17 protein-coding genes and 1 pseudogene are annotated in these 20315 nt (G+C 64.9%); 12 read left to right on the top strand and 6 right to left on the bottom strand.

From position 1 onward, the window contains the following. The first annotated feature begins 195 nt into the window (after nt 1-195). The gene (locus JQ572_RS06400) at nt 196-1002 is read left to right on the top strand and encodes a L,D-transpeptidase (RefSeq protein WP_211382091.1); all 807 of its coding nucleotides are present in this window, start codon (nt 196-198) and stop codon (nt 1000-1002) included. Nucleotides 1003-1019: 17 nt separating this feature from the next. Next, on the top strand, nt 1020-1673 hold the full coding sequence (locus tag JQ572_RS06405; protein WP_211382092.1) for a DUF2865 domain-containing protein: 654 nt from the start codon (nt 1020-1022) through the stop codon (nt 1671-1673). Between the two features lie 164 nt (nt 1674-1837). Here the strand turns inward: JQ572_RS06405 and JQ572_RS06410 are convergent, their stop codons facing one another. Continuing rightward, nucleotides 1838-3931, bottom strand: a complete 2094-nt coding sequence (locus JQ572_RS06410; protein WP_211382093.1) for a methyl-accepting chemotaxis protein — start codon at nt 3929-3931, stop codon at nt 1838-1840. Nucleotides 3932-4201: 270 nt separating this feature from the next. On the opposite strand from JQ572_RS06410, the gene JQ572_RS06415 reads away from it, so the two are divergent. Continuing rightward, nucleotides 4202-4357 carry a Thivi_2564 family membrane protein gene (locus JQ572_RS06415; RefSeq protein ID WP_007599832.1) on the top strand — a complete coding sequence of 52 codons (156 nt, stop codon included), beginning with the start codon at nt 4202-4204 and terminating at the stop codon, nt 4355-4357. Between the two features lie 70 nt (nt 4358-4427). Here JQ572_RS06415 and JQ572_RS06420 read toward each other — a convergent pair whose 3' ends face one another. The 3 genes from JQ572_RS06420 to cysD all read right to left on the bottom strand — a co-directional run bounded on the left by JQ572_RS06420 (nt 4428) and on the right by cysD (nt 9837). Continuing rightward, nucleotides 4428-6593, bottom strand: coding sequence for a malate synthase G (locus tag JQ572_RS06420; RefSeq protein ID WP_211382094.1), 2166 nt, complete (start codon nt 6591-6593; stop codon nt 4428-4430). Nucleotides 6594-7106: 513 nt separating this feature from the next. Next, nucleotides 7107-9023, bottom strand: a complete 1917-nt coding sequence (gene cysC / locus JQ572_RS06425) for an adenylyl-sulfate kinase (RefSeq protein WP_211382095.1) — start codon at nt 9021-9023, stop codon at nt 7107-7109. 19 nt (nt 9024-9042) lie between these two features. Beyond that, the gene (cysD, locus tag JQ572_RS06430; RefSeq protein ID WP_211382096.1) at nt 9043-9837 is read right to left on the bottom strand and encodes a sulfate adenylyltransferase subunit CysD; all 795 of its coding nucleotides are present in this window, start codon (nt 9835-9837) and stop codon (nt 9043-9045) included. A gap of 245 nt (nt 9838-10082) precedes the next feature. On the opposite strand from cysD, the gene cysG reads away from it, so the two are divergent. The 9 genes and pseudogenes from cysG to JQ572_RS06470 all read left to right on the top strand — a co-directional run bounded on the left by cysG (nt 10083) and on the right by JQ572_RS06470 (nt 17778). Further along, the gene (cysG, locus tag JQ572_RS06435; RefSeq protein WP_211382097.1) at nt 10083-11519 is read left to right on the top strand and encodes a siroheme synthase CysG; all 1437 of its coding nucleotides are present in this window, start codon (nt 10083-10085) and stop codon (nt 11517-11519) included. Continuing rightward, nucleotides 11516-11833 (top strand): DUF2849 domain-containing protein, encoded by a 318-nt coding sequence (locus JQ572_RS06440; protein WP_211382098.1) that lies wholly within the window; start codon nt 11516-11518, stop codon nt 11831-11833. Before cysG ends, JQ572_RS06440 begins: the two co-directional genes overlap by 4 nt. 11 nt (nt 11834-11844) lie before the next feature. Continuing rightward, nucleotides 11845-13500 (top strand): nitrite/sulfite reductase, encoded by a 1656-nt coding sequence (locus JQ572_RS06445; RefSeq protein ID WP_211382099.1) that lies wholly within the window; start codon nt 11845-11847, stop codon nt 13498-13500. Further along, the gene (locus tag JQ572_RS06450; protein ID WP_211382100.1) at nt 13487-14002 is read left to right on the top strand and encodes a DUF934 domain-containing protein; all 516 of its coding nucleotides are present in this window, start codon (nt 13487-13489) and stop codon (nt 14000-14002) included. The genes JQ572_RS06445 and JQ572_RS06450 overlap by 14 nt, the downstream gene beginning before the upstream one ends. Then, nucleotides 13999-14730, top strand: a complete 732-nt coding sequence (locus JQ572_RS06455) for a phosphoadenylyl-sulfate reductase (protein ID WP_211382101.1) — start codon at nt 13999-14001, stop codon at nt 14728-14730. The genes JQ572_RS06450 and JQ572_RS06455 overlap by 4 nt, the downstream gene beginning before the upstream one ends. A 287-nt stretch (nt 14731-15017) precedes the next feature. Further along, nucleotides 15018-15140 (top strand): annotated as a pseudogene (locus JQ572_RS35505) (sulfate ABC transporter ATP-binding protein); the annotation flags it as partial. 90 nt (nt 15141-15230) lie between these two features. After that, nucleotides 15231-15734, top strand: coding sequence for a CAP domain-containing protein (locus tag JQ572_RS06460; protein WP_211382102.1), 504 nt, complete (start codon nt 15231-15233; stop codon nt 15732-15734). Nucleotides 15735-15812: 78 nt separating this feature from the next. Next, nucleotides 15813-16988, top strand: coding sequence for a DUF3734 domain-containing protein (locus JQ572_RS06465; RefSeq protein WP_211382103.1), 1176 nt, complete (start codon nt 15813-15815; stop codon nt 16986-16988). Nucleotide 16989: 1 nt separating this feature from the next. Continuing rightward, the gene (locus tag JQ572_RS06470) at nt 16990-17778 is read left to right on the top strand and encodes a 3-hydroxybutyrate dehydrogenase (protein ID WP_211382104.1); all 789 of its coding nucleotides are present in this window, start codon (nt 16990-16992) and stop codon (nt 17776-17778) included. A gap of 57 nt (nt 17779-17835) precedes the next feature. On the opposite strand, the gene JQ572_RS06475 is transcribed toward JQ572_RS06470, so the two are convergent. Then, nucleotides 17836-18660, bottom strand: a complete 825-nt coding sequence (locus JQ572_RS06475; protein ID WP_211382105.1) for a sulfite exporter TauE/SafE family protein — start codon at nt 18658-18660, stop codon at nt 17836-17838. A 197-nt stretch (nt 18661-18857) separates the two neighbouring features. Beyond that, on the bottom strand, nt 18858-20225 hold the full coding sequence (locus JQ572_RS06480; protein WP_211382106.1) for an oligosaccharide flippase family protein: 1368 nt from the start codon (nt 20223-20225) through the stop codon (nt 18858-18860). Nucleotides 20226-20315: the final 90 nt, after the last annotated feature.

Genomic DNA, 20315 nt, shown 5'->3' on the forward strand with positions numbered 1-20315 from the left:
GCACGGAAACTACGGTCGGCGCCCATCGACGCCTAAGGAACGTGCGAGCGCGGCTCCGGTTCCATCGCGGCTTCGTGAAGGGACGATCGCTCGACTGTGACGCGGCTGCCGCATTCCGCGGCGGAACTTGTAGCGGCTCGGCCGCGTTTGATGGAAAGCGCATCACCCTGATGCAGGCATCCTACGGGGCAGCCCATGACGAAGTTCTCTGCAGTCCGACGCCGCTTTTCGCCGCGCCGCATCTCCGCTCTCGCGTTCGCAACCGCCTTGCTGGCCGTGCCTTTCGGCGCCGCAAGCGCGCAGACCCTCGGCTATATGCCGATGCAGCCTCAAGCCTATTCGCCACAGGCCTATCCGCAGGATCAGGGCTATTCAAGCCAGGGCTATGCAAGCCAAGGCTATGCAAGTCAGGAATCGCAGGCGCCCGACGAGGATGCCGCGCTTCCCGATCGCCTGCGCAAGCAGATCGTCAGCTTCGACCGGAGCGAGCCCGCCGGCACCATCGTCATCGATACCAACAACACCTATCTCTACTACGTGCTCGGCCAGGGACGCGCCATTCGCTATGGCGTCGGCGTCGGCCGCGAGGGCTTCACCTGGTCGGGTGTGCAGAGCGTCAGCCGCAAGGCGGAATGGCCGGACTGGCATCCGCCGGCCGAGATGATCGCGCGCCAGCCCTATCTGCCGCGCTTCGTCGCAGGCGGCCCCGGTAATCCGCTCGGCGCGCGTGCGATGTATCTCGGTTCGAGCGAATACCGCATCCACGGCACCAACGATCCCACCACGATCGGCAAGTTCGTCTCGTCCGGCTGCATCCGCATGACCAACGAGGACGTCACCGACCTGTTCAGCCGCGTCAGTGTCGGCGCCAAGGTCGTGGTGCTCCCGAAGAACGCCCCGCTGATGGCGAAAGGCAGCGATCCCGTGCGCAAGCGCTCGCCGGTGACGACGCTGCCCTCGGGCCGGCAGGCCCTGAACATTTCGACGTCGGCCGTGAACTGAGAGTTGAGTGAGGTCACATGAAGAGACGTTCGATCGGCAGACTGGCCGGCGGCGCGGCGGCGTTCCTCGCCGTCGCCTCCTTCGGCTTCGCGCTGACGCCGCCGGCGCATGCGGAGGACTTTTTCTCGGCGCTGTTCGGCGGCTTCCGCGGGCGGCCGGCGCCGGAGATCCGCATGCCGTTCCCGACCGATGACATGCCGCGTTACGACACGCCGCGGCAGCGGACCTCCTATGGCGGCGGCACGGCCTATTGCGTGCGCGGCTGCGACGGGCGTTATTTCCCGGCGCAGGGGAATGATGCCGAGAGCAAGGCGCAGTCCTGCAAGAGCTTCTGCCCCGCTTCCGAAACCTCACTGGTCTATGGCAGCGATATCGACGACGCCACGACGGACAAGGGAAAATCCTACTCCGACCTGCCGAACGCCTTCCGGTATCGCAACGAGATCGTGGCGGGCTGCACCTGCAACGGCAAGGATCCGGCCGGGCTCGCCCAGGTCAAGATCGACGCCGATCCCACCTTGCGCAAGGGTGACATCGTCGCGGGCGCCGACGGCCTAGTGGTCGCCAGCCGCAATGCCAACGCCAGCCGCGGCGTCGCAATGAACTTCTCCCCGCTGCCGGATTCGGTGCGCGCAAGATTCCGCCAGGTGCCGGTGGTGGCGAAGGAGTAGGCCCCACCGTCGTCCGGGCGAAAGCCAGGACCAGTTACCCCCAATGCCGATGTGGCGCGACGCCGCTAACCACCAGCCTACCTCTTGCAGAGGATGGTGGTTATGGGTCCTGGCTTTCGCCAGGCGAAAGCCAGGACGACGCCGAGCGTGTCGCTGACGCAGCCCTACGCCGCGCGGATCTTGCCGAGGAAGTCGCTGACCTCATGGCCGAGCTGGCGGCTCTGGCTGTCCAGCATCTCCGAGGCGCTCTTCACGTTGTCGGCGGCAGCGGCGGCAGCGTCCGCATCGGCTTTGACGCCGGTGATGTTGTCCGAGACGTTCTTGGTGCCCTGCGCCGCAAACTGCGTGCTGCGGGTGATCTCCTGGGTCGCCGCGCCCTGCTCCTGCACGGCGGCGGCAATCGCGGTCGCGACCTCGTTGACCTCGCCGATGATGCCGCCGATGGTCTGGATCGCGTTGATGGCCTCGCCCGCGACCTTCTGGATGTCGGCGATCTGCTCTGAGATTTCCTCGGTCGCCTTCGCGGTCTGGCTCGCCAGCGACTTCACCTCGGAGGCGACCACGGCAAAGCCGCGGCCGGCTTCGCCGGCGCGCGCCGCTTCGATCGTGGCGTTGAGCGCGAGCAGATTGGTCTGCTGTGCGATGGTGTTGATCAGGCCGACCACCTCGCCGATGCGCCCGGCGGACTTCGCCAGGCCCTGCACGGTGCCGTCGGTCTCGCTTGCCTGCGTGACGGCGCGGCCGGCGATGCCCGCGGCATGCGCGGCCTGCTGGCTGATGTCGTTGATTGAAGCCGAGAGCTCTTCGGCGGCGGCGGCGACGCTGTCGACGCTCATGGAGGCGTCGTTGGAGGCCTTGCCGGCGACCTGGACGCGGTCGTTGGTCTGGCGCGATACCGCGGACAGGTCGCCCGAGGTCTTGCGCATCTCGCCGGAAGCCTCGCTCAATTCGCCCAGCGTCTTGCGCACCGCGCCCTCGAATTCGCCGACATAGGCTTCGACCGCGCGCTGGCGCGCGACGGCGTCCGCATTGCGCTCGCGCTCGTGCTCTTCGATCTTGAGCTTGTCGGTCGCCTGCTGCTTGAAGGTCTCCAGCGCGCCTGCGAGCGCGCCGATCTCGTCGTTGCGGCCGAGATAGCCGCTGTCGACGGCAAGGTCGCCGCCGGCGACCTTCAGCATGGCGTCACGGATGGTGTTGAGCGGAGTGATGACGCGGCGGCTGACCAGCATGATCGCGCCGACGGCAAGGCCGATGGCGAGCGCCAGAAGTGCGAGCTGCATGACGAGTGCGCGTTGAGCTGCGTCGCGCTGTTCCAGCGTATGGCTCTTGGCGGCGTCGAGCGCGGTTTCGGCGACGGCAACCGCGGCGGCCAGACGGCCCACCGTCACCGGTGTCCATTGGTTCGCCGTCATCTCGGCCTTCTCACCCTTGGCAAGCGTATCGGCGAGGCGATCACGGAGCGCCAGATATTGCGGATCGAAATAGGCGGTCTTGACCGTCGCCAGGGCGGACGACAGTGCGGGCGGGAGCTGCATGCCCGACGCCGACAATTCCAGCGCCTTCCACATTGCGGCGGTTCCGCCGACGAATTGGGTATAGGCGAGGCGGGCCTCCGGCGCCATACGGCCGGCGTTGAGTCCGGTCGAGATGATCAGCGACGCTTCGCCCCCGGTATTGCGCAACAGCCAGGCGCTCTGCTTGATCGACAGCAGCTGATCGATCGCCGCATCCTGGTGGTTGACGGTGGCGGCCAGGACGTTCGAGAGCTTGTCCAGTGTGTCCAGCAGGCCCTGCGTCGTCTCCATATACTCCTTCGGCAGGCCTGCGCGGCGCTGGTCCTTGGGCTTGGCGACGTCCTCCCAGAACTGCTTCTGCTCCTCGGTCAGCAATTTGAAGAGGCGCGCGAGCTCCGGCACCAGCGTGCCGGACTGCGGAAAGTCCATGGTCGGCAGCAGCTCGACCGCGCGTGCCATCGCCGGCATCTGGGCGTCCCGGATCGAGCGCAGATATTTCTCGATCTCGCCATCCATGGGCACGGTCGCGTTCAGCAGGCGGTTGGTGGTCGAGCGATCGGTGCGCAGATTGTGCATCGCCTTGAACAGATCGGCGGAGGCGTCCGCGATCCGCGAGATGCGATTGGCAGTCTGGAGGCGATCCCACGACTCATGGGCCGTCAGCGAGAGCGCGATCACCACGCAGATCGACGTAATCGCGATCACCGCCTTCAGCAGCACGGATACGGTCAGACGATTCAGCATCGAAGTCCCCCAAATTCCCATTGCAAAGTTCGTGAAGACGCCCGGCAACATCGACAAGCGGGGGCGCGGCAGATCGGCAATCGCATGCCGTTGCCCCTCGGGGGGCCAAACGGTTTCTGCATCTGAAAGGAAAAGGGTAAAGTTTTAGACAGTTGGGCTGCCGGTAGAAGTACGTATTTACCAAAAGTTGCAATGGGTTGCCCGAATGGAACCGGCGCGCGAGATAGGCGTTAGGATATCGTTAGCAATCTGCCTGAAGGGGGCCTCGCGATGCTGGTCGGCGTACTCGTCACCTTTCTCGTCGTCATTCTCGTGCTCTATCTCATCAACATGTTGCCGATGGACGGCCGCGCCAAGCAGATCGCGCGCGTTGTCGTCATCATCATCGGCATCGTGTCGCTGCTGAAATATCTCGCAGTGTTTTAGCGGGGCTTAGGGTCCCCAAACAAAAAAGCCCCGGCGTGAGCCGGGGCTTTTGGTGTTTGCGTATCCGGGCTTAACCCGCTGCCTTGGCCTCGCGGCGGCGGGCGGTCAGGATGTATTCGGTGTAGCCGTTCGGCTGCTCGCGGCCCTTGAAGATAAGGTCGCAGGCGGCCTTGAAAGCGACGCCGTCGAAGGCTGGCGCCATCGGCTTGTAGATGGCATCGCCGGCGTTCTGCTTGTCGACGACGACCGCCATGCGCTTGAGCGATTCCATCACCTGCGCTTCGGTGATGACGCCCTGGTGCAGCCAGTTGGCGAGGTGCTGGCTGGAGATGCGCAAAGTGGCACGGTCTTCCATCAGGCCGACATCGTGGATGTCGGGCACCTTGGAGCAACCGACGCCCTGGTCGATCCAGCGCACGACATAGCCCAGAATGCCCTGGCAGTTGTTGTCGATCTCCTGCTTGACGTCATCGGGCGCCCAGTTCGACTTCGACACCGGAATGGTGAGGATGTCCGACAGTTTCGCCCGCGGCCCGCCCTTGGTCAGCTCCTCTTGGCGCGCGGTGACGTTGACCTGGTGATAGTGCAGGGCGTGCAGCGTCGCCGCGGTCGGCGAGGGCACCCAGGCGGTGGTGGCGCCGGCCTGCGGATGAGCGAGCTTCTGTTGCAGCATGTCCGCCATCTTGTCGGGCGCGGCCCACATGCCCTTGCCGATCTGGGCATGGCCGGGCAGGCCACAGGTCAGGCCCATGTCGACGTTCCAGTCCTCGTAGGCCTTGATCCAGGCCTGCGCCTTCATCTCGTTCTTGCGGATCATGGGACCGGCTTCCATCGAGGTGTGGATCTCGTCGCCGGTGCGGTCGAGGAAGCCGGTGTTGATGAACATGATGCGCTTGGAGGCGCGCTGGATGCAGGCCTTGAGGTTGACGGTGGTGCGCCGCTCCTCGTCCATGATGCCGACCTTGAGCGTGTTCTCGGGCAGGCCCAGCATCTTCTCGACACGGTCGAAGATCTCGCAGGTCAGCGACACCTCGTCCGGGCCGTGCATCTTCGGCTTGACGATATAGGCCGATCCCGTGCGGCTGTTCTTGGTCTTCGAGTTGCCCTTGAGGTCGTGGATCGCAAGCAGGCCCGAGACGGCGGCATCGAGCAGGCCTTCCGGAATCTCCTCGCCGGCTTCGTCCAGCACCGCGTCGGTGAACATGTGGTGACCGCAATTGCGCATCAGCAGCAGGCTGCGGCCGTGCAGCTTGACCTCGCTTTTGCCGTCCGGCGTCTTGTAGCTGCGGTCGGCGTTGAGCGCGCGCGTCAGCGTCTTGCCGCCCTTCTCGAAATCGGCCGACAGCGTGCCGTTCATCAGGCCGAGCGTGTTGCGGTAGACCAACACCTTGTCTTCGGCATCGACGGCGGCGACCGAGTCCTCCATGTCGAGGATGGTGGAGACCGCCGATTCCATGATCATGTCGGCGACGCCGGCCGGATCGTCCTTGCCGATCGTGCTGCTGCGGTCGATCTTCACTTCGACATGCAGGCCGTTATTGGCGAGCAGCACCGCGCTCGGCGCGGCCGCTTCGCCCTGAAAGCCGGCGAATTGTGCGGCGTTCTTCAGCGCGGTGGCGTTGCCGCTCTTGAGTTTCACCGCGAGCTGGCCCGCGACGATACTGTAGGCGGTGACGTCGGTGTGGCTGCCGGTCGCGAGCGGCACGGCGGCATCGAGGAATGCCTTGGCCTTGGCGATCACCTTGTCGCCGCGCGCCTTGTTGTAACCCTTGCCGCTCTCGGAAGGATCGTGCGCGATCGCGTCGGTGCCGTAGAAGGCGTCGTAGAGCGAACCCCAGCGCGCATTCGCAGCGTTCAGTGCATAGCGCGCATTGGTGAGGGGCACGACGAGCTGCGGGCCGCAGATCTTGCCGATCTCCTCGTCCACATTGGCGGTCTCGACCTTCTGCGTCGCAGGTTCAGGGACGAGATAGCCGATCTCCTTCAGGAAGGCGGTGTAGGCGTTGAGGTCGAACGCCTTGCCCTTGTTGGCGCGGTGCCAGTCGTCGATCTTGGCCTGCAGCGTGTCGCGGAATGCGAGCAGCGACCTGTTCTTCGGCCCCAGCTCCTTGATGATGGCGGCGAGTCCGGCCCAGAACGCATCCGGCGCGATCCCCGTTTTCGGGGCCGCTTCCTTGGCGATGAAATCGAACAGGACGGGAGCGATCTTCAATCCGTGGGCGTCGACGCGTTTCATGATGGTCTTTCTTGTTTGAAATGGCTGTTTTTGGCTGCTTTTGACCCGACAGCAGCAAAATGCGCCCACTGGGAGCGGCTTTCGGCCCTATTAGCCCCAAAATCGGGGCCGTGAGAAGGCCCCCGACGCCTGTCAAAATGTCAAGAAGGGGGTGGCCGGACCCGCGCTGCCTGCAGTTTGCGCACGGTGAATGCGGCTGAGCACACTCGGCTCCCTCCCCCGCAGGGTCAGGGCTATCGCCTATGACAGCGAGAGGTTTCCGAAAGAGCTCGGCCCGCATGGTTCGAGACACCCGCTTTGGCGGGCTCCTCACCATGAGGGTCTGATACCTCACCGCAGAACGCCACCTCATCCTGAGGGCCCGCCGTAGGCGGGCGTCTCGAAGGATGGGCCGCAGGCAAGCTGCCCGCCACGCTTTTCTTCATATGCGATAGCCCTGCCCCGCAAGGGGGGAGGGAACGCAGTTGAGCGTGCGGAGAATGCGCGATGTCGATCGAGGGAGCTTGCGCCCCCTCAAATATTGGCGGCGAGGTCCACGACCTCGTCGAACAGTACGCCGGTGGTCTTCAGCATCTGTTCGATCTCGTCCGCCGCCTCGGCGACCGTCCGCGACGACGTGTCGATCACGAGTTCGGCGGCCTGCGGCGCCTCGTAGTCGTTGCCGATGCCGGTGAACGAAGCCAGCGCGCCGGCGCGGGCCTTCTTGTAGTGGCCCTTGGGATCGCGCTCCTCGCAGATTTCGGCCGGCGTTGCCACGTGGATCTCGCGGAACGCGGTGTCGGCGATGCGGCGCGCGGTGGCACGGTCCTCGCGGGCCGGCGAGACGGCGGCGACGATGGCGACGTGGCCGTTGCGGGCCAGATGCGTCGCGACTTCGGCAAGACGACGGATGTTCTCGCTGCGGTCGGCGGCGGAGAAGCCGAGATCGCTGTTGAGCCCGGCGCGCAGCGTGTCGCCGTCAAGCAGGATCGGCGAGCCGCCATTGGTGAAAAGCCGGCGCTCCAGCGCCTTGGCCAGCGTCGATTTGCCGGAGGCGGGCAGGCCCGTGAGCCAGACCACGGCGCCGTTGTGCTGATAGCGCGCGGAGCGCTCATCCAGCCGCAGCGCGGATTCCACCGGCACGATGTCGACCGGCACGGCGCGCTGGCCGGCGTCGACCGACAGCACCAGGCCGCCGCCGGCGATACGGCCGGAGACCTCGATCACGAGGCGGCCGGTGCGCGGATTCTCGGTGTAGGGATCAGTTGCGATCGGATTGGACAGGGAAATGTCGATCTCGCCGACATGGTTGCGGCCGATCGCCTTGTTCTCGACGCTCGACAGCTCGCCGGGATCGACCGCCTTCTCGATCGCGACCACGGTGGCGCGACTTTCTTTCGGCCCGCAGCGAACCAGAAGCTGATCCCCCTTGGCGAGCGGCTTGTCGTGCAGCCAGAAGATCCGCGCGCGCAGCCGGCGTGTCTCGCGCGGGGCGGCGCTGGCATGGGCGATGATGTCGCCGCGCTCGACGAACAGCTCGCGGTCGAGCGTGATGCCGACCGAGCGGCCCGCACCCTGCCGTCCAGCGACCGGCGTCACCGGCCAGCTTTCGACCGTCTTGATCTTGGCGATCTTGCCGGCCGGCATGATCACGATCTCGTCGCCGGCGGTGAGGCTGCCGGATTCGATGCGGCCCGCGACGATGCGGCGGTCGTCGAATTTGTAGATCGCCTGCACCGGCAGCCGCAGCGCCAGCGCTTCCAGCGGCCGCGCCGGCTCGAGCCGGTCCAGCGCCTCGACCACCGTCGGTCCGTTGTACCAGCCGATACGTTCGGTGCGCTCGGCGACACCGTCGCCGTCGCGGGCCGAGATCGGGATCACTGCCGTGGGCTTCACGCCGAGTCCCTGCAAATGCGCGGAAATCTCGTCGCTGATCTCCTTGAATCGCGCGGCGGAGAAATCGACGCGGTCCATCTTGTTGACGACGATCGCGACCTGCTTCACGCCCAGAAGATGCAGCAGATAGCCGTGCCGCCTTGTCTGGTCGCGCACGCCTTCGAGCGCGTCGATGATCAGCACCGCACCGTCGGCCTGCGAGGCGCCGGTGATCATGTTGCGCAGGAATTCGGCGTGGCCGGGCGCGTCGATCAGCACGATGTCGCGTGAATTGGTGCGGAAGCGGATCTGCGTGGTGTCGATGGTAATGCCCTGGTCGCGCTCGGTCTGGAGCGCATCGAGCAGGAACGACCATTCGAACGGCATGCCGCGCCGGGCGCTGACCGCCTTCAGCATTTCGAGCTTGCCGTCGGGCAGGCTGCCGGTCTCGTGCAGGAGGCGCCCGACCAGCGTCGACTTGCCGTGGTCGACATGGCCGACGATGACGATCCGGACCTGGGGACGCGTGGTGCCGTTCGGGGTGGCAGGCGAAGCGGGGGTGACGATCATGTTCATAGCCGCATTGCGTCCTTGATCAGAGATAGCCGGCGACGCGGAGGCGCTCGAAAGCGTCCTCGGTCTCGTGGTCGAGCGCGCGGCCGGCACGCTCCGGGACCTTGGTCTGTTCGAGTTCGATCAGGATCTCGTCGATGGTCGATGCGGTTGAAGCGACCGGATTGGTGATGTCCTGATCACCCAGCGAGCGATAGCGCTTGCCGTCCTTGGCGAGATACAGCGGGATGATCGGGATATTCTCGCGCTTGGTGTAGGCCCAGATGTCGGCCTCGGTCCAATGCAGGATCGGATGGATGCGCAAATGCGCACCCTGCGGCGGCGAGGCGTTGAAATGGTCCCAGAATTCCGGCGGCTGGTCGCGTACGTCCCAATTGCCTTCGAGCCCGCGCGGCGAGAACACGCGCTCCTTGGCGCGGGTCGCTTCCTCGTCGCGGCGGATGCCGGCGATCAGGCCGTCGAAGCCGTATTTGCTGAGCGCCATCTTGAGGCCCTCGGTCTTGCGCGCGGCGGAACGGGCGGCCGGCGGCAGCGTTGGGTCGACGGCATCGATGGGCGGGCAGGGCTCGACGCGCAGGTCGAGATCCCATTCCTTCCCGTAATGGTCGCGGAAGCGATACATCTCCGGAAACTTCTTGCCGGTGTCGACATGGAGGGCCGGGAACGGCAGACGGCCGAAGAACGCCTTGCGCGCCAGCCAGATCATGACGTTGGAGTCCTTGCCGAGCGACCACAGCAGGGCGATCTTCTTCAAGCGGGCAAAAGCCTCGCGGAAGATGTAGATGCTCTGGGCTTCGAGCTGGTCGAGATGGTCCATGCTCGGGGCAAGGTCAGCAGAAAATTCTTGCGCGTGCGCGCGCTCGGCCGGGGCCGGGCTGCTCAGTCCGCGAGCAGCGGAATTGTCCTTGAGAAGATGCATCTCTGCCACTTTGCGTTTGGAGGCGAAAATTCTATAGTTACGATGCAAGAGAGAAGAAAAAATTTTCTCTTTGCACGCTCGAAACGACACATATATAGAAAATAATTCCAGTCAACCCCGGATGTGGGGGGAGCGAGTATCGCATGCGGTTCTTGCCGGTGTTTCTCGATCTCAAGGCCGGTCCGGTGGTCCTCATCGGCGCGGGCGAGCTTCTGCGTGCCAAGCTGCGCGTGCTCGCCGCCGCCGGTGCGCGCATCCGCGTGCATGCGATCGACGGCAATCACGATCTGGGCCTCGGTGCTGACGATGCCGCGCGCATCGACATCGCGGCCGCCGATCCGCTGACCGCCGATCTCTCGGGCGTCATCGCCGTCGTCTGCGCCGGCGCCGGCGATGTCGGCGTTGCGATGTCGGTCCGCGCCAAGGCGCTCGGCCTGCCCGTCAACGTCATGGACGATCTCGAACATTCCAGCTTCATCTTCCCGGCGATCGTCGATCGCGGCGATGTCGTGGTCGCGGTCGGCACCGGCGGCACCTCGCCGGTGGTGGCGCGGCGCGTGCGCGAAAAGATCGAGGCGCTGCTGCCGGCGCGCATCGGCGAACTCGCCGAGTTCATCGGCGGCTTTCGCAAATCCATCAACGAGCGCATTGCCGAGTTTCCGCTGCGCCGCCGCTTCTGGGAGCGCGTCATCGACGGCCCGATCGGCGCTTCCGTGCTCGCCGGCCGCAAGGGTGAGGCGGATGCCGCGCTCAAGGCGATTGCCGATCCGTCTGCGTTCGCGCGTGCCGGCAAGCCGGAAGGCGCCGTCGCGCTGGTCGGCGCCGGGCCCGGCGATCCGGATCTGCTCACCATCAAGGCGCTGCGCGCGCTCCAGGATGCCGACATCGTCTTCCACGATGAGCTGGTCTCGCCTGAGATTCTCGACCGCATCCGCCGCGACACCACGCGCGTTGCGGTAGGCCGCCGCGTCGGCAAGCCCGGCATCGGTCAGGACGCCATCAACAAGCGCATGATCGAGGCCGCGCAATCCGGCCAGCGCGTGGTGCGGCTGAAGGGCGGCGATCCCTTCGTGTTCGGGCGCGGCGGCGAAGAAGTCGAAGCGCTGCGCGCAGCGGGTGTCGCCTATTCGATCATTCCCGGCATCACCGCAGGTCTCGGCGGCGCCGCTGATTTCGAGGTGCCGCTCACCTACCGCCATGAAGCGACCCGCATCACATTCCTCACCGCGCACAAGGCGCGCGACGCCGAAGTCGTCGACTGGTCGACGCTGAACGACTCCAGAATGACCGTCGTGGTCTACATGGGCATGACGGCTGCCCCCGCCATCCGCGCCGGCCTTTTTGCCGCCGGCCGTTCGCCGGAGACGCCGGTCGGCGTGTTCGCCCGCGTCACGCGCCCCGATGCGCAAGGCGCGATCGGCACGCTTCGCGACCTGCCCGAGCTCGTGCGCCGGACCCATGGTGGTCCCGCCATTCTCATCATCGGCGACGTGGTCCGGCATGCCGGTTCGCTTCGCCGCGAAACTTCCGAGAAAACCCCGAAGCAAATCATCTCTGACCTATTGGATGCAGCCGAATGACCTCCCCGCTCGAACAGAAGAAGATCAAGATCGCCGGCCCCTCGGTCGTGACCGCCAACCGCACCTGGGACGGCATCGTGGTGTACCGTACCGCCGCCAGGAGCTGGTCCGCGGAGCTCTCGGAAGCCGCGATCGTGCGCAACTCCGACGAGGCGAAAGCGTTGCTTGCCGAGTCGGTCGCCGATGACGTCGGCGCGATCGGTCCCTATATCGCACCGGTGCAGGTCGGCGCGGACGGCAAGATCGAACCCGGCAATCTGCGCGAACAGATCCGCCGCACCGGTGTGACCATCGGACAGCCGGCCCAGGTTTAAGGCATTCTCTTATGTACGCTTACGACGAAATCGACCGCACGCTCGTCAACGAGCGCGTTTCGGAGTTCCGCGACCAGGTGAAGCGCCGTCTCTCGGGCGAGCTCACCGAGGACGAGTTCAAGATCCTGCGGCTCCAGAACGGCGTCTATCTGCAACTGCACGCCTACATGTTCCGCGTCGCGATTCCCTACGGGACGCTGGCGTCGAACCAGTTGCGGGCGCTCGCCCACGTCGCGCGCAAATACGACCGCGGTTACGGCCATTTCACCACGCGGCAGAACATCCAGTTCAACTGGATCAAGCTCGCCGAACTGCCGGACGCGCTGGCCGATCTCGCCGAGGTCGGTATCCATGCGATGCAGACCTCCGGCAACAACATGCGCAACGTCACGTCGGACCAGTGGGCCGGCGTTGCGCCCGGCGAGATCGAGGATCCCCGCATCTGGTCGGAGCTGATCCGTCAGCACACCACGCTGCATCCGGAATTCTCGTTCCTGCCGCGCAAGTTCAAGATCGCGATCACTGCGTCGGACCACGACCGCGCCGCGATCAAGATCCACGACATCGGGCTGAAGCTGATCAAGAACGAGAAGGGCGAGACCGGCTTCGAAGTGCTGGTCGGCGGCGGTCTCGGCCGCACGCCGTTCATCGGCAAGACGATCAAGCATTTCGTCCATGGCCGCGATATTCTCAGCTATATCGAGGCGATCCTGCGGGTTTACAACCAGTACGGCCGCCGCGACAACATCTACAAGGCGCGCATCAAGATCCTGGTGCACGAGCTCGGCATCGAAAAATTTTCGCGCGAGGTCGAGGAGGAGTGGCAGCACATCCGCAACTCCTCGCTCCAGATCGACGACGAGGTGATCGAGGACATCCGCTCGCGCTTCACCTATCCCTTTTACGAGAAGCTGCCGCACAATCCCGACGAGCTGCGCCAGGCCGCGGCCGATCCGGATTTCGAGGCATGGCGCAAGAACTCGGTCGCCCCGCACAAGAACCCGGGATACTCCATCGTCACGATCTCGCTGAAGCCGATCGGGGCGCCTCCGGGCGATGCCACAGCCGAGCAGATGGACGCGCTCGCCGATCTCGCCGACAAATATTCCTTCGGTGAGATTCGCGTCGGCCACGAGCAGAACCTCGCACTGCCGCACGTCGCCAAGCGCGACCTGCCGGCGCTGTGGAAGGCGCTCGACAAGCTCGGGCTGGCGACGCCGAACGTCAATCTGATCACCGACATCATCGCCTGCCCGGGACTGGATTACTGCTCGCTGGCGAATGCGCGCTCGATCCCGATCGCGCAGGAGCTGACGCGGCGCTTCGCCAACCACGAGCTGGCCAATCTGATCGGCCGGCTGCACATCAACATCTCAGGCTGCATCAACGCCTGCGGCCATCACCATGTCGGCCATATCGGCATTCTCGGCGTCGAGAAGAACGGCGAGGAGGTCTACCAGATCACCATCGGAGGCCGCGCCGACGAGAGTGCCGCGCTCGGCAATCTGATCGGTCCCGGCGTCAAGTTCGACGAGGTCGCCGACGTCGTCGAGGACATCGTGGAAGCTTATCTGGCGCTGCGCGAGCGGCCCGAAGAGCTGTTCATGGACACGGTGAAGCGCCTCGGCGTCGAACCCTTCAAGGAGCGCGTCTATGCCACTCGTTAACGGCGGAAAGATCGCCGACGACAGCTTCGTCAAGCTCGCCGTCGACACGCCGCTGCCCGAGGGCGGCGACATTCTGGTGCCGGCCGAACGTTTCGTCGGCGAGGCGGATGCATTGCTCGAGCGGGCCGGCAAGGTCGGCGTGATCTGGCCGAACAATCGCGACATCGCCGAGCTGGTGCCCTATCTCGGCAAGATCGCCGTCGTCGCGCTGGTGTTCCCGACCTTCCGCGACGGGCGTGCCTACAGCCAGGCGCGGCTGCTGCGCGAGCGTTACAATTATCGCGGCGACTTGCGTGCCACCGGTCAGGTGCTGCGCGATCAGTTCGTGTTCATGCTGCGCGCCGGCTTCGATTCCTTCGAGGTCAAGAAGCAGGCCGATGCGGAAGCCTTCATGCAGACCGCCAAGCGCTATTCGGTGTTCTATCAGCCGACCGGCGACGGCCGCATCACCGCGCTGCACCGGCGCATGCAACTGCGTCACTCCGAAGGTGTCGGCACATGAACGCGATCGCACCTCCGGTTTCGTCGACATCCGTCTCTGCGCTGCCCTCGGCGGATGAGCTCGATCGTGCCCTGCGCGATGCCTCGCCCGCCGAAATCATCGCTGCTGCGCTCAAGACGGTCGGGCGCGACAAGCTGGCGCTGGTGTCGTCCTTCGGCACGGAATCGGCGACGCTGCTGAAGGTCATGGCCGACGTCGATCCTGCGATCCCGGTGATCTTCCTCGACACCGGCTGGCTGTTCGAGGAAACGCTGGCCTATCGCGATACGCTGATCGCGACGCTGGGCCTGAAGGACGTCCGCTCGATCAAGCCGGCAGAGGAGACGCTGTCGCGCGACGATCCCGACCGCGATCTCTGGTTCTCCGATCCCGACGCTTGCTGCCGCATCCGCAAGGTGGAGCCGCTGGCGCGCGCGCTGAACCCGTTCGATGCGTGGCTCAACGGCCGCAAGCGTTTTCAAGGCAATGCGCGCGCCGACATTCCGGTCGTCGAGGACGACGGCGCGCGGTTGAAGTTCAACCCTTTCGCCAACGTCTCGCGCGAGGAACTCGAGGCTCTTTTCGTCCGCGCCAAATTGCCGCGTCATCCACTTGCGGCGTCCGGTTTTCGCTCGGTTGGGTGTATGCCTTGCACGAGCAGAACGACCGAGGGCGAAGACGAGCGCGCAGGTCGCTGGCGCGGCCGGGCCAAGACGGAATGCGGCATCCACACGATGAAGACTTCGTAGCAAAGTTGCGCTGCCGCGCCGCGAACAAGAAAATCCGGTTCCGTTGACTCGAGCGCGTTTCGACCCGAGTTATGCCTGCATGTCTTCGCTGACTCCAAGTCCTCGAAGTGAACGGAGATGGACAAGATACGTCGTATCGGTCCGCTCGCTGCAGGACTCCTCGTGACGGGTTTGCTGGCCGATGCCGACCTGCAATATTGGTATACCAAGGCAGGCCAGGAGATCGCGGCGCGCAACTTCTACCGGCCGCGCGATCCCGAGATCGCTAAAAACGCGAAAACTCCGTTGCCGAGGTCGCGCTGTCGGGCGGGGAGACCATCGAGATCGACGCCCCCCGCGGCCGGCAACTGCGCGCCGGCGACACGATCGGCCTGGAGCCCCGCCGCTACCGGATCTTTGCGGGCGCCTGAGCTGCCACGTTGGGTCGAATTTTCTTCAAAATTCACCTTTCAGCCACGGTTGGTATGCAACAACGGCCCCTCATTTGGGGGCTTCCGACCATGCGCGCTGCGGCCGCAATTCTCATCACTTTGCTGCTTGCCGGCTGCGCCGGCAATGAAGCGCCGGTCCAGCAACCCTCGATGTATGCCGACATGGCGGTTCCGGGCTCCAAGCTCGATGCGCAGGCGGCCGCGATCATGATTTCGCAATACCGCCAGAACAACGGCCTCGGCACCGTCGTCGTCGACCCCGATCTGATGCGGCTCGCCGAATCCCAATCGCAGGCCATGGCGGCGGCCAACAAGATGGACCATGACGTGCGCGCGCCGCTGGCCAAGCGACTGGCCGCCGGCAGCTATCCCGCCACCGTGGCGGTCGAGAACGTCTCGGCCGGCTATCATACGCTGGCGGAAGCGTTTTCCGGCTGGCGCGACTCGCCCCCGCACCGCGCCAACATGCTCAAGAGCGGTGTCACAAAATTGGGCATAGCGGCGGGCTATGCTCCCGGCACCAAATACAAGGTGTTCTGGACCATGATCCTGGCCTCGACTGATCCCCGATAAGCCAGACTTGATCCCGGGATGCATTGACGCCGCGGCGATCTGTCGCCACGGTCGCTCGCCATCTGCTATTGTTCCAGCATGATCGATCATAGCCCGGAAGTCGCAACAGTCCCCGCGAATGCGCAACGCGTCCTGGTTCTCCAGGGCGGCGGCGCGCTCGGCTCCTATCAGGCCGGCGCCTATCAGTCGCTGTGCCATTTCGATTTCGAGCCCGAGTGGGTGGCCGGCATCTCGATCGGCGCCGTCAACGCCGCGATCATTGCCGGCAACGAGGGCCCGACCCGCGTCAAGCGGCTAAAGGAATTCTGGGAGATGGTTTCCGCGCCGGTGCCGTGGAAACCGATCGGCAAGAGCGACCATAGCCGTGAACTGTTCAATTCGACCAGCGCGGCGCTGATCGCGACCTTCGGCGTGCCCGGCTTCTTCACGCCGCGCGTTCCGCCCGCGCCGATGTGGCCACCCGGGAGCCCGCAGGCCGAAAGCTATTACGACACTGCGCCGCTGAAGAAGACGCTGGAGCGGCTGGTCGATTTCGATCGCATCAACGATCTGAAAACGCGCCTGTCGGTCGGCGCGGTCGGCGTCACCTCGGGCAACTTCAAATATTTCGACAATTACGAGTTCAGGAAGCTCGGCAAGAAGATCGGCCCCGAGCACATCATGGCCTCGGGCGCGTTGCCGCCGGGCTTTCCGTCCGTCGTGATCGACGGCGAGCATTATTGGGACGGCGGCATCGCCTCCAATACCCCGCTCGATTACGTGCTCGATGCCGAGGTCGATCGCGACATGCTGATCTTCCAGGTCGATCTGTTCAGCGCGCGCGGCGATCTGCCGAATTCACTGCTCGAGGCCACCGAGCGCGAGAAGGACATCCGCTTCTCCAGCCGCACGCGGATGAACACCGACAAGAACAAGCAGGTGCACAACGCCCGCAGGGCGGTGCGCGACCTGATCGGCAAATTGCCGGATTATCTGAAGAACGACCCGTCCGTCGAATTCCTCGCCAAGATCTCGCGCGAAAGCACCGTCACCGTGGTGCATCTGATCTATCGCAGCAAGAACTACGAATCATCGTCCAAGGATTACGACTTCTCGCATGTCGCCATGGTCGAGCATTGGGAGGCCGGCGTGCGCGACGTGCATCTGTCGATGCGCCACAAGGATTGGCTCGAGCGGCCGCAGTCCGGCGAGACCATGGTGACCTACGATCTCACGGGGGACGTCACCGCGCCCCCGCCAAAAAGGAGCGAATAATATGGGTAGTCTGTCAGGCAAGAATGCCGTCGTGACCGGGTCGACCAGCGGCATCGGGCTCGCCTATGCGCGGGGCTTCGCCGGCGCCGGCGCCAACGTCGTCATCAACGGGTTCGGCTCGCCCGAGGACATCGAGAAGGAGCGCGCCAAGATCGAGTCCGATTTCGGCGTGAAGGCGGTCTATTCTCCTGCCGACATGACCAAGCCGGCGGAAATCGCCGGGATGATTGCCCTCGGCGAGAAGAGCTTCGGCTCGGTCGACATCCTCGTCAACAATGCGGGCATCCAGTTCGTTTCGCCGATCGAGGAATTCCCGCCGGAAAAGTGGGACCAGATCATTGCGATCAACCTGTCTTCGGCCTTCCATGCCATTCGCGCCGCCGTCCCCGGCATGAAGAAGAAGGGCTGGGGCCGCATCATCAACACGGCGTCGGCGCATTCGCTGGTCGCCTCGCCCTTCAAGTCGGCCTACGTGTCGGCCAAGCACGGCATCGCCGGTCTCACCAAGACCGTGGCTCTGGAGGTCGCGACCAACAAGATCACCTGCAACTGCATCAGCCCCGGCTATGTCTGGACGCCGCTGGTGGAGAAGCAGATCCCCGACACGATGAAGGCGCGCAATCTGACCCGCGAGCAGGTCATCAACGACGTGCTGCTCGACGCGCAGCCGACCAAGGAGTTCGTCACCTCCGAGCAGGTCGCAGCACTCGCCCTGTTCCTGTGCAGCGATGACGCCGCGCAGATCACCGGCACCAACCTCTCGATCGACGGCGGCTGGACCGCGGAGTAGGGCTTTCGGATCGGGTTACGAAAACGGCGGGAGCGCGATGCTCCCGCCGTTTTTCGTTCAATGGCTCCAGGCCAGCGCCGTCACGAACGCCGATGACAGGTTCAGCTCCGCGAAGATGATCTTGCCTGCGACCACGGCGAGCACGCAGGCAAGGGCGATGCGCAGTACCGTTTCCGGCACACGTGTCGCGCTGAAGCTGCCGACGATGATGCCGGGCAGCGAGCCCAGCAGCAGCACGCCCATGAGAGCCCAATCGACATCGCCAAGGGCCCAATGTCCGATGCCGGCGACCAGCGTCAGCGGCACCGCATGGGCGATGTCGGAGCCCACGATGGTCGCCATCGGCAGGCGCGGGTAGAGCAGCAGCAGCACGGTGACGCCGACCGCGCCGGCGCCGACGGATGAAATCGAGACCAGCACGCCGAGCACGATGCCGGTGATGACGGTCGCGATCGCGGTGGTGCGGTCATCGACCTGCTCGAGGCGCCGGCGACAGCGCTCCATGATCGACCTGCGGAAGATCAGCGAGGTCGCAGTCAGCAGCAGTGCGAAGCACAGCACGAGGTTGACGAGATTGCGCTCGGAATCGCTTTTGAGGTCGAGCTTCCACAGCACGAGCAGGGTCAGCGCGCTCGCCGGAATGCTGCCGCAGGCAAGCCGCAGCACCGCCGGCCAGTGCACGCTGCGCGACCAGCCATGCACGACGCTGCCGCCGGTCTTGGTGGCGGCGGCATAGAGCAGGTCGGTCCCGACGGCGGTGGAGGGATGCACGCCGAACAGCAGGATCAGCAGCGGCGTCATCAACGAGCCGCCACCCACGCCGGTCATCCCGACAAGCAGGCCGACGCCAAAACCGGAGGCGACATAGAGCGGATCAATCATGCCTTTTGAATCTTAGGTTTATCTCGTCGATTGGGCAATACGACGTAGAATGAACTTTCCCTGTGGCGCAACTGCTTGGGTGCAATAAGAAGAATCGTGCTGCCGCCCGTGAACAGGCAGGAGTTTCGCCGCGTTCATCGGCATGGCGCGAAACCGTTGTTCCCCAGGGCAAGCGCCGAAAGAGCAGTACGCTGGACCTATTTTCCGAACGCCAGCACGTGCAGGCCGAGCCGCTGCCGCACGATCCAGAACAGCAGCACCGTCTCGAAGCAAAGCGAGATCGAGGTCGCGGCCGCGGCGCCTTGGCCGCCGTAGCGGGGCACCAGCGCGATGCAGAGCACCAGGTTCATCACGAAGGCCAGCGCATAGGCCAGCGCGCAGATCTTCTGCTGGCCGAGCATGTTGAGCAGACGTTCCACCGGCCCGATCGCGGAGCGGACCACGAGGCCAATCGCGGCGACGAACATGATGTCGTAGCCGACGGTGAATTGCGGCCCGAACAGCCAGAGCAGTGGCTTGCCGAGCGCGAGCAAAACGATCGTCGCCGCCAGCGACGGCCAGAACGTCCAGTTGATGGCGTGCGCGACATAGGCGGACAGGCGGGCCTTGTCGCCGAGCGCATTGTATTCCGCAAAGCGGTGCGCGGTCGTCGCCGACATCGCGTAGTGGATGAACGACACCAGCGCCAGCGTCTTCACCACCGCGAAGTAGACGCCAACCTCGTCGGAGGGGCGGAACTGCTGCAGCACCAGCACGTCGGTGTAGGACAGCAGCAGGTAGAAGCTCTCGACCAGCAGGATCGGCAGCGAAACGGCGAGCCAGCCGCGGATGTCGTAGGCCTTGGGGCCCTGCTCGATGTGATCGGCGAGCCTGCGGTTCAGCACGACCATCTGTCCGGTCATCGCGATCCACACCGCGCCGGCGCTCGCGGCCATCGCGGCGACCGCGCCCAGATGATAGCCGAGCAGGAAGGCGCTCGCCGTGATGCCGATGATCAGGGTCTGGCGGATGATGAATTGCGGCATCAGGCCGAGCTGCATCCAGTCATGCGAGCGCGCGATGCCGTCCTGGGCGTTGGCGACGACGAAGGCGGGCAGCGTCATGCAGCCGATATAGAGCGGCAGCACCTCGGCCGGATTGATCCAGGGCGACAGCAATTTGACGATGCCGGCGAGGCCAAGCGACACCAGCGCGGAGACAGCGAAGGTCAGCCAGCGGCTGCCGGAGAGAAAGCCGCGCAGCAGCGCATGCTCGCCGCCGGTACGATACTCCGGGATGATTTTTTGCGCGGAAGCGGAGATGCCGAAGTCCATCATGCTGCCGAGCAGCAGCACCCAGGTCCAGACATAGACATAGACGCCGTAGTCGGACGTGCCCATCCAGCGCGCGAGCAGGATCTGCGAGAAATACGCCAGGCCCGCGCTGATGACGCGGATGATGAAGATGGTGCCGGCCAGACGCCGCGTCAGCGACGCCTCGCTCGAGCCGTCCGTGAGCTTGGCCCGCAGCCGCGCGATCAGCCCGGCCGGTCCGGTCGTTGCGGGGTCTGCATCCATCACGGCCAATTCGAACAGTCCCCGGGGCGCACGCGCATGCCGCGGCAGGCTTGCCGCAGCAGCCTTTGGAATTAGCAACCATTCGTTAAGATTCTGTTG

Origin of the sequence: Bradyrhizobium sp. SZCCT0153, from assembly GCF_018129995.1 — a bacterium.
Lineage (GTDB): Bacteria > Pseudomonadota > Alphaproteobacteria > Rhizobiales > Xanthobacteraceae > Bradyrhizobium > Bradyrhizobium japonicum_G.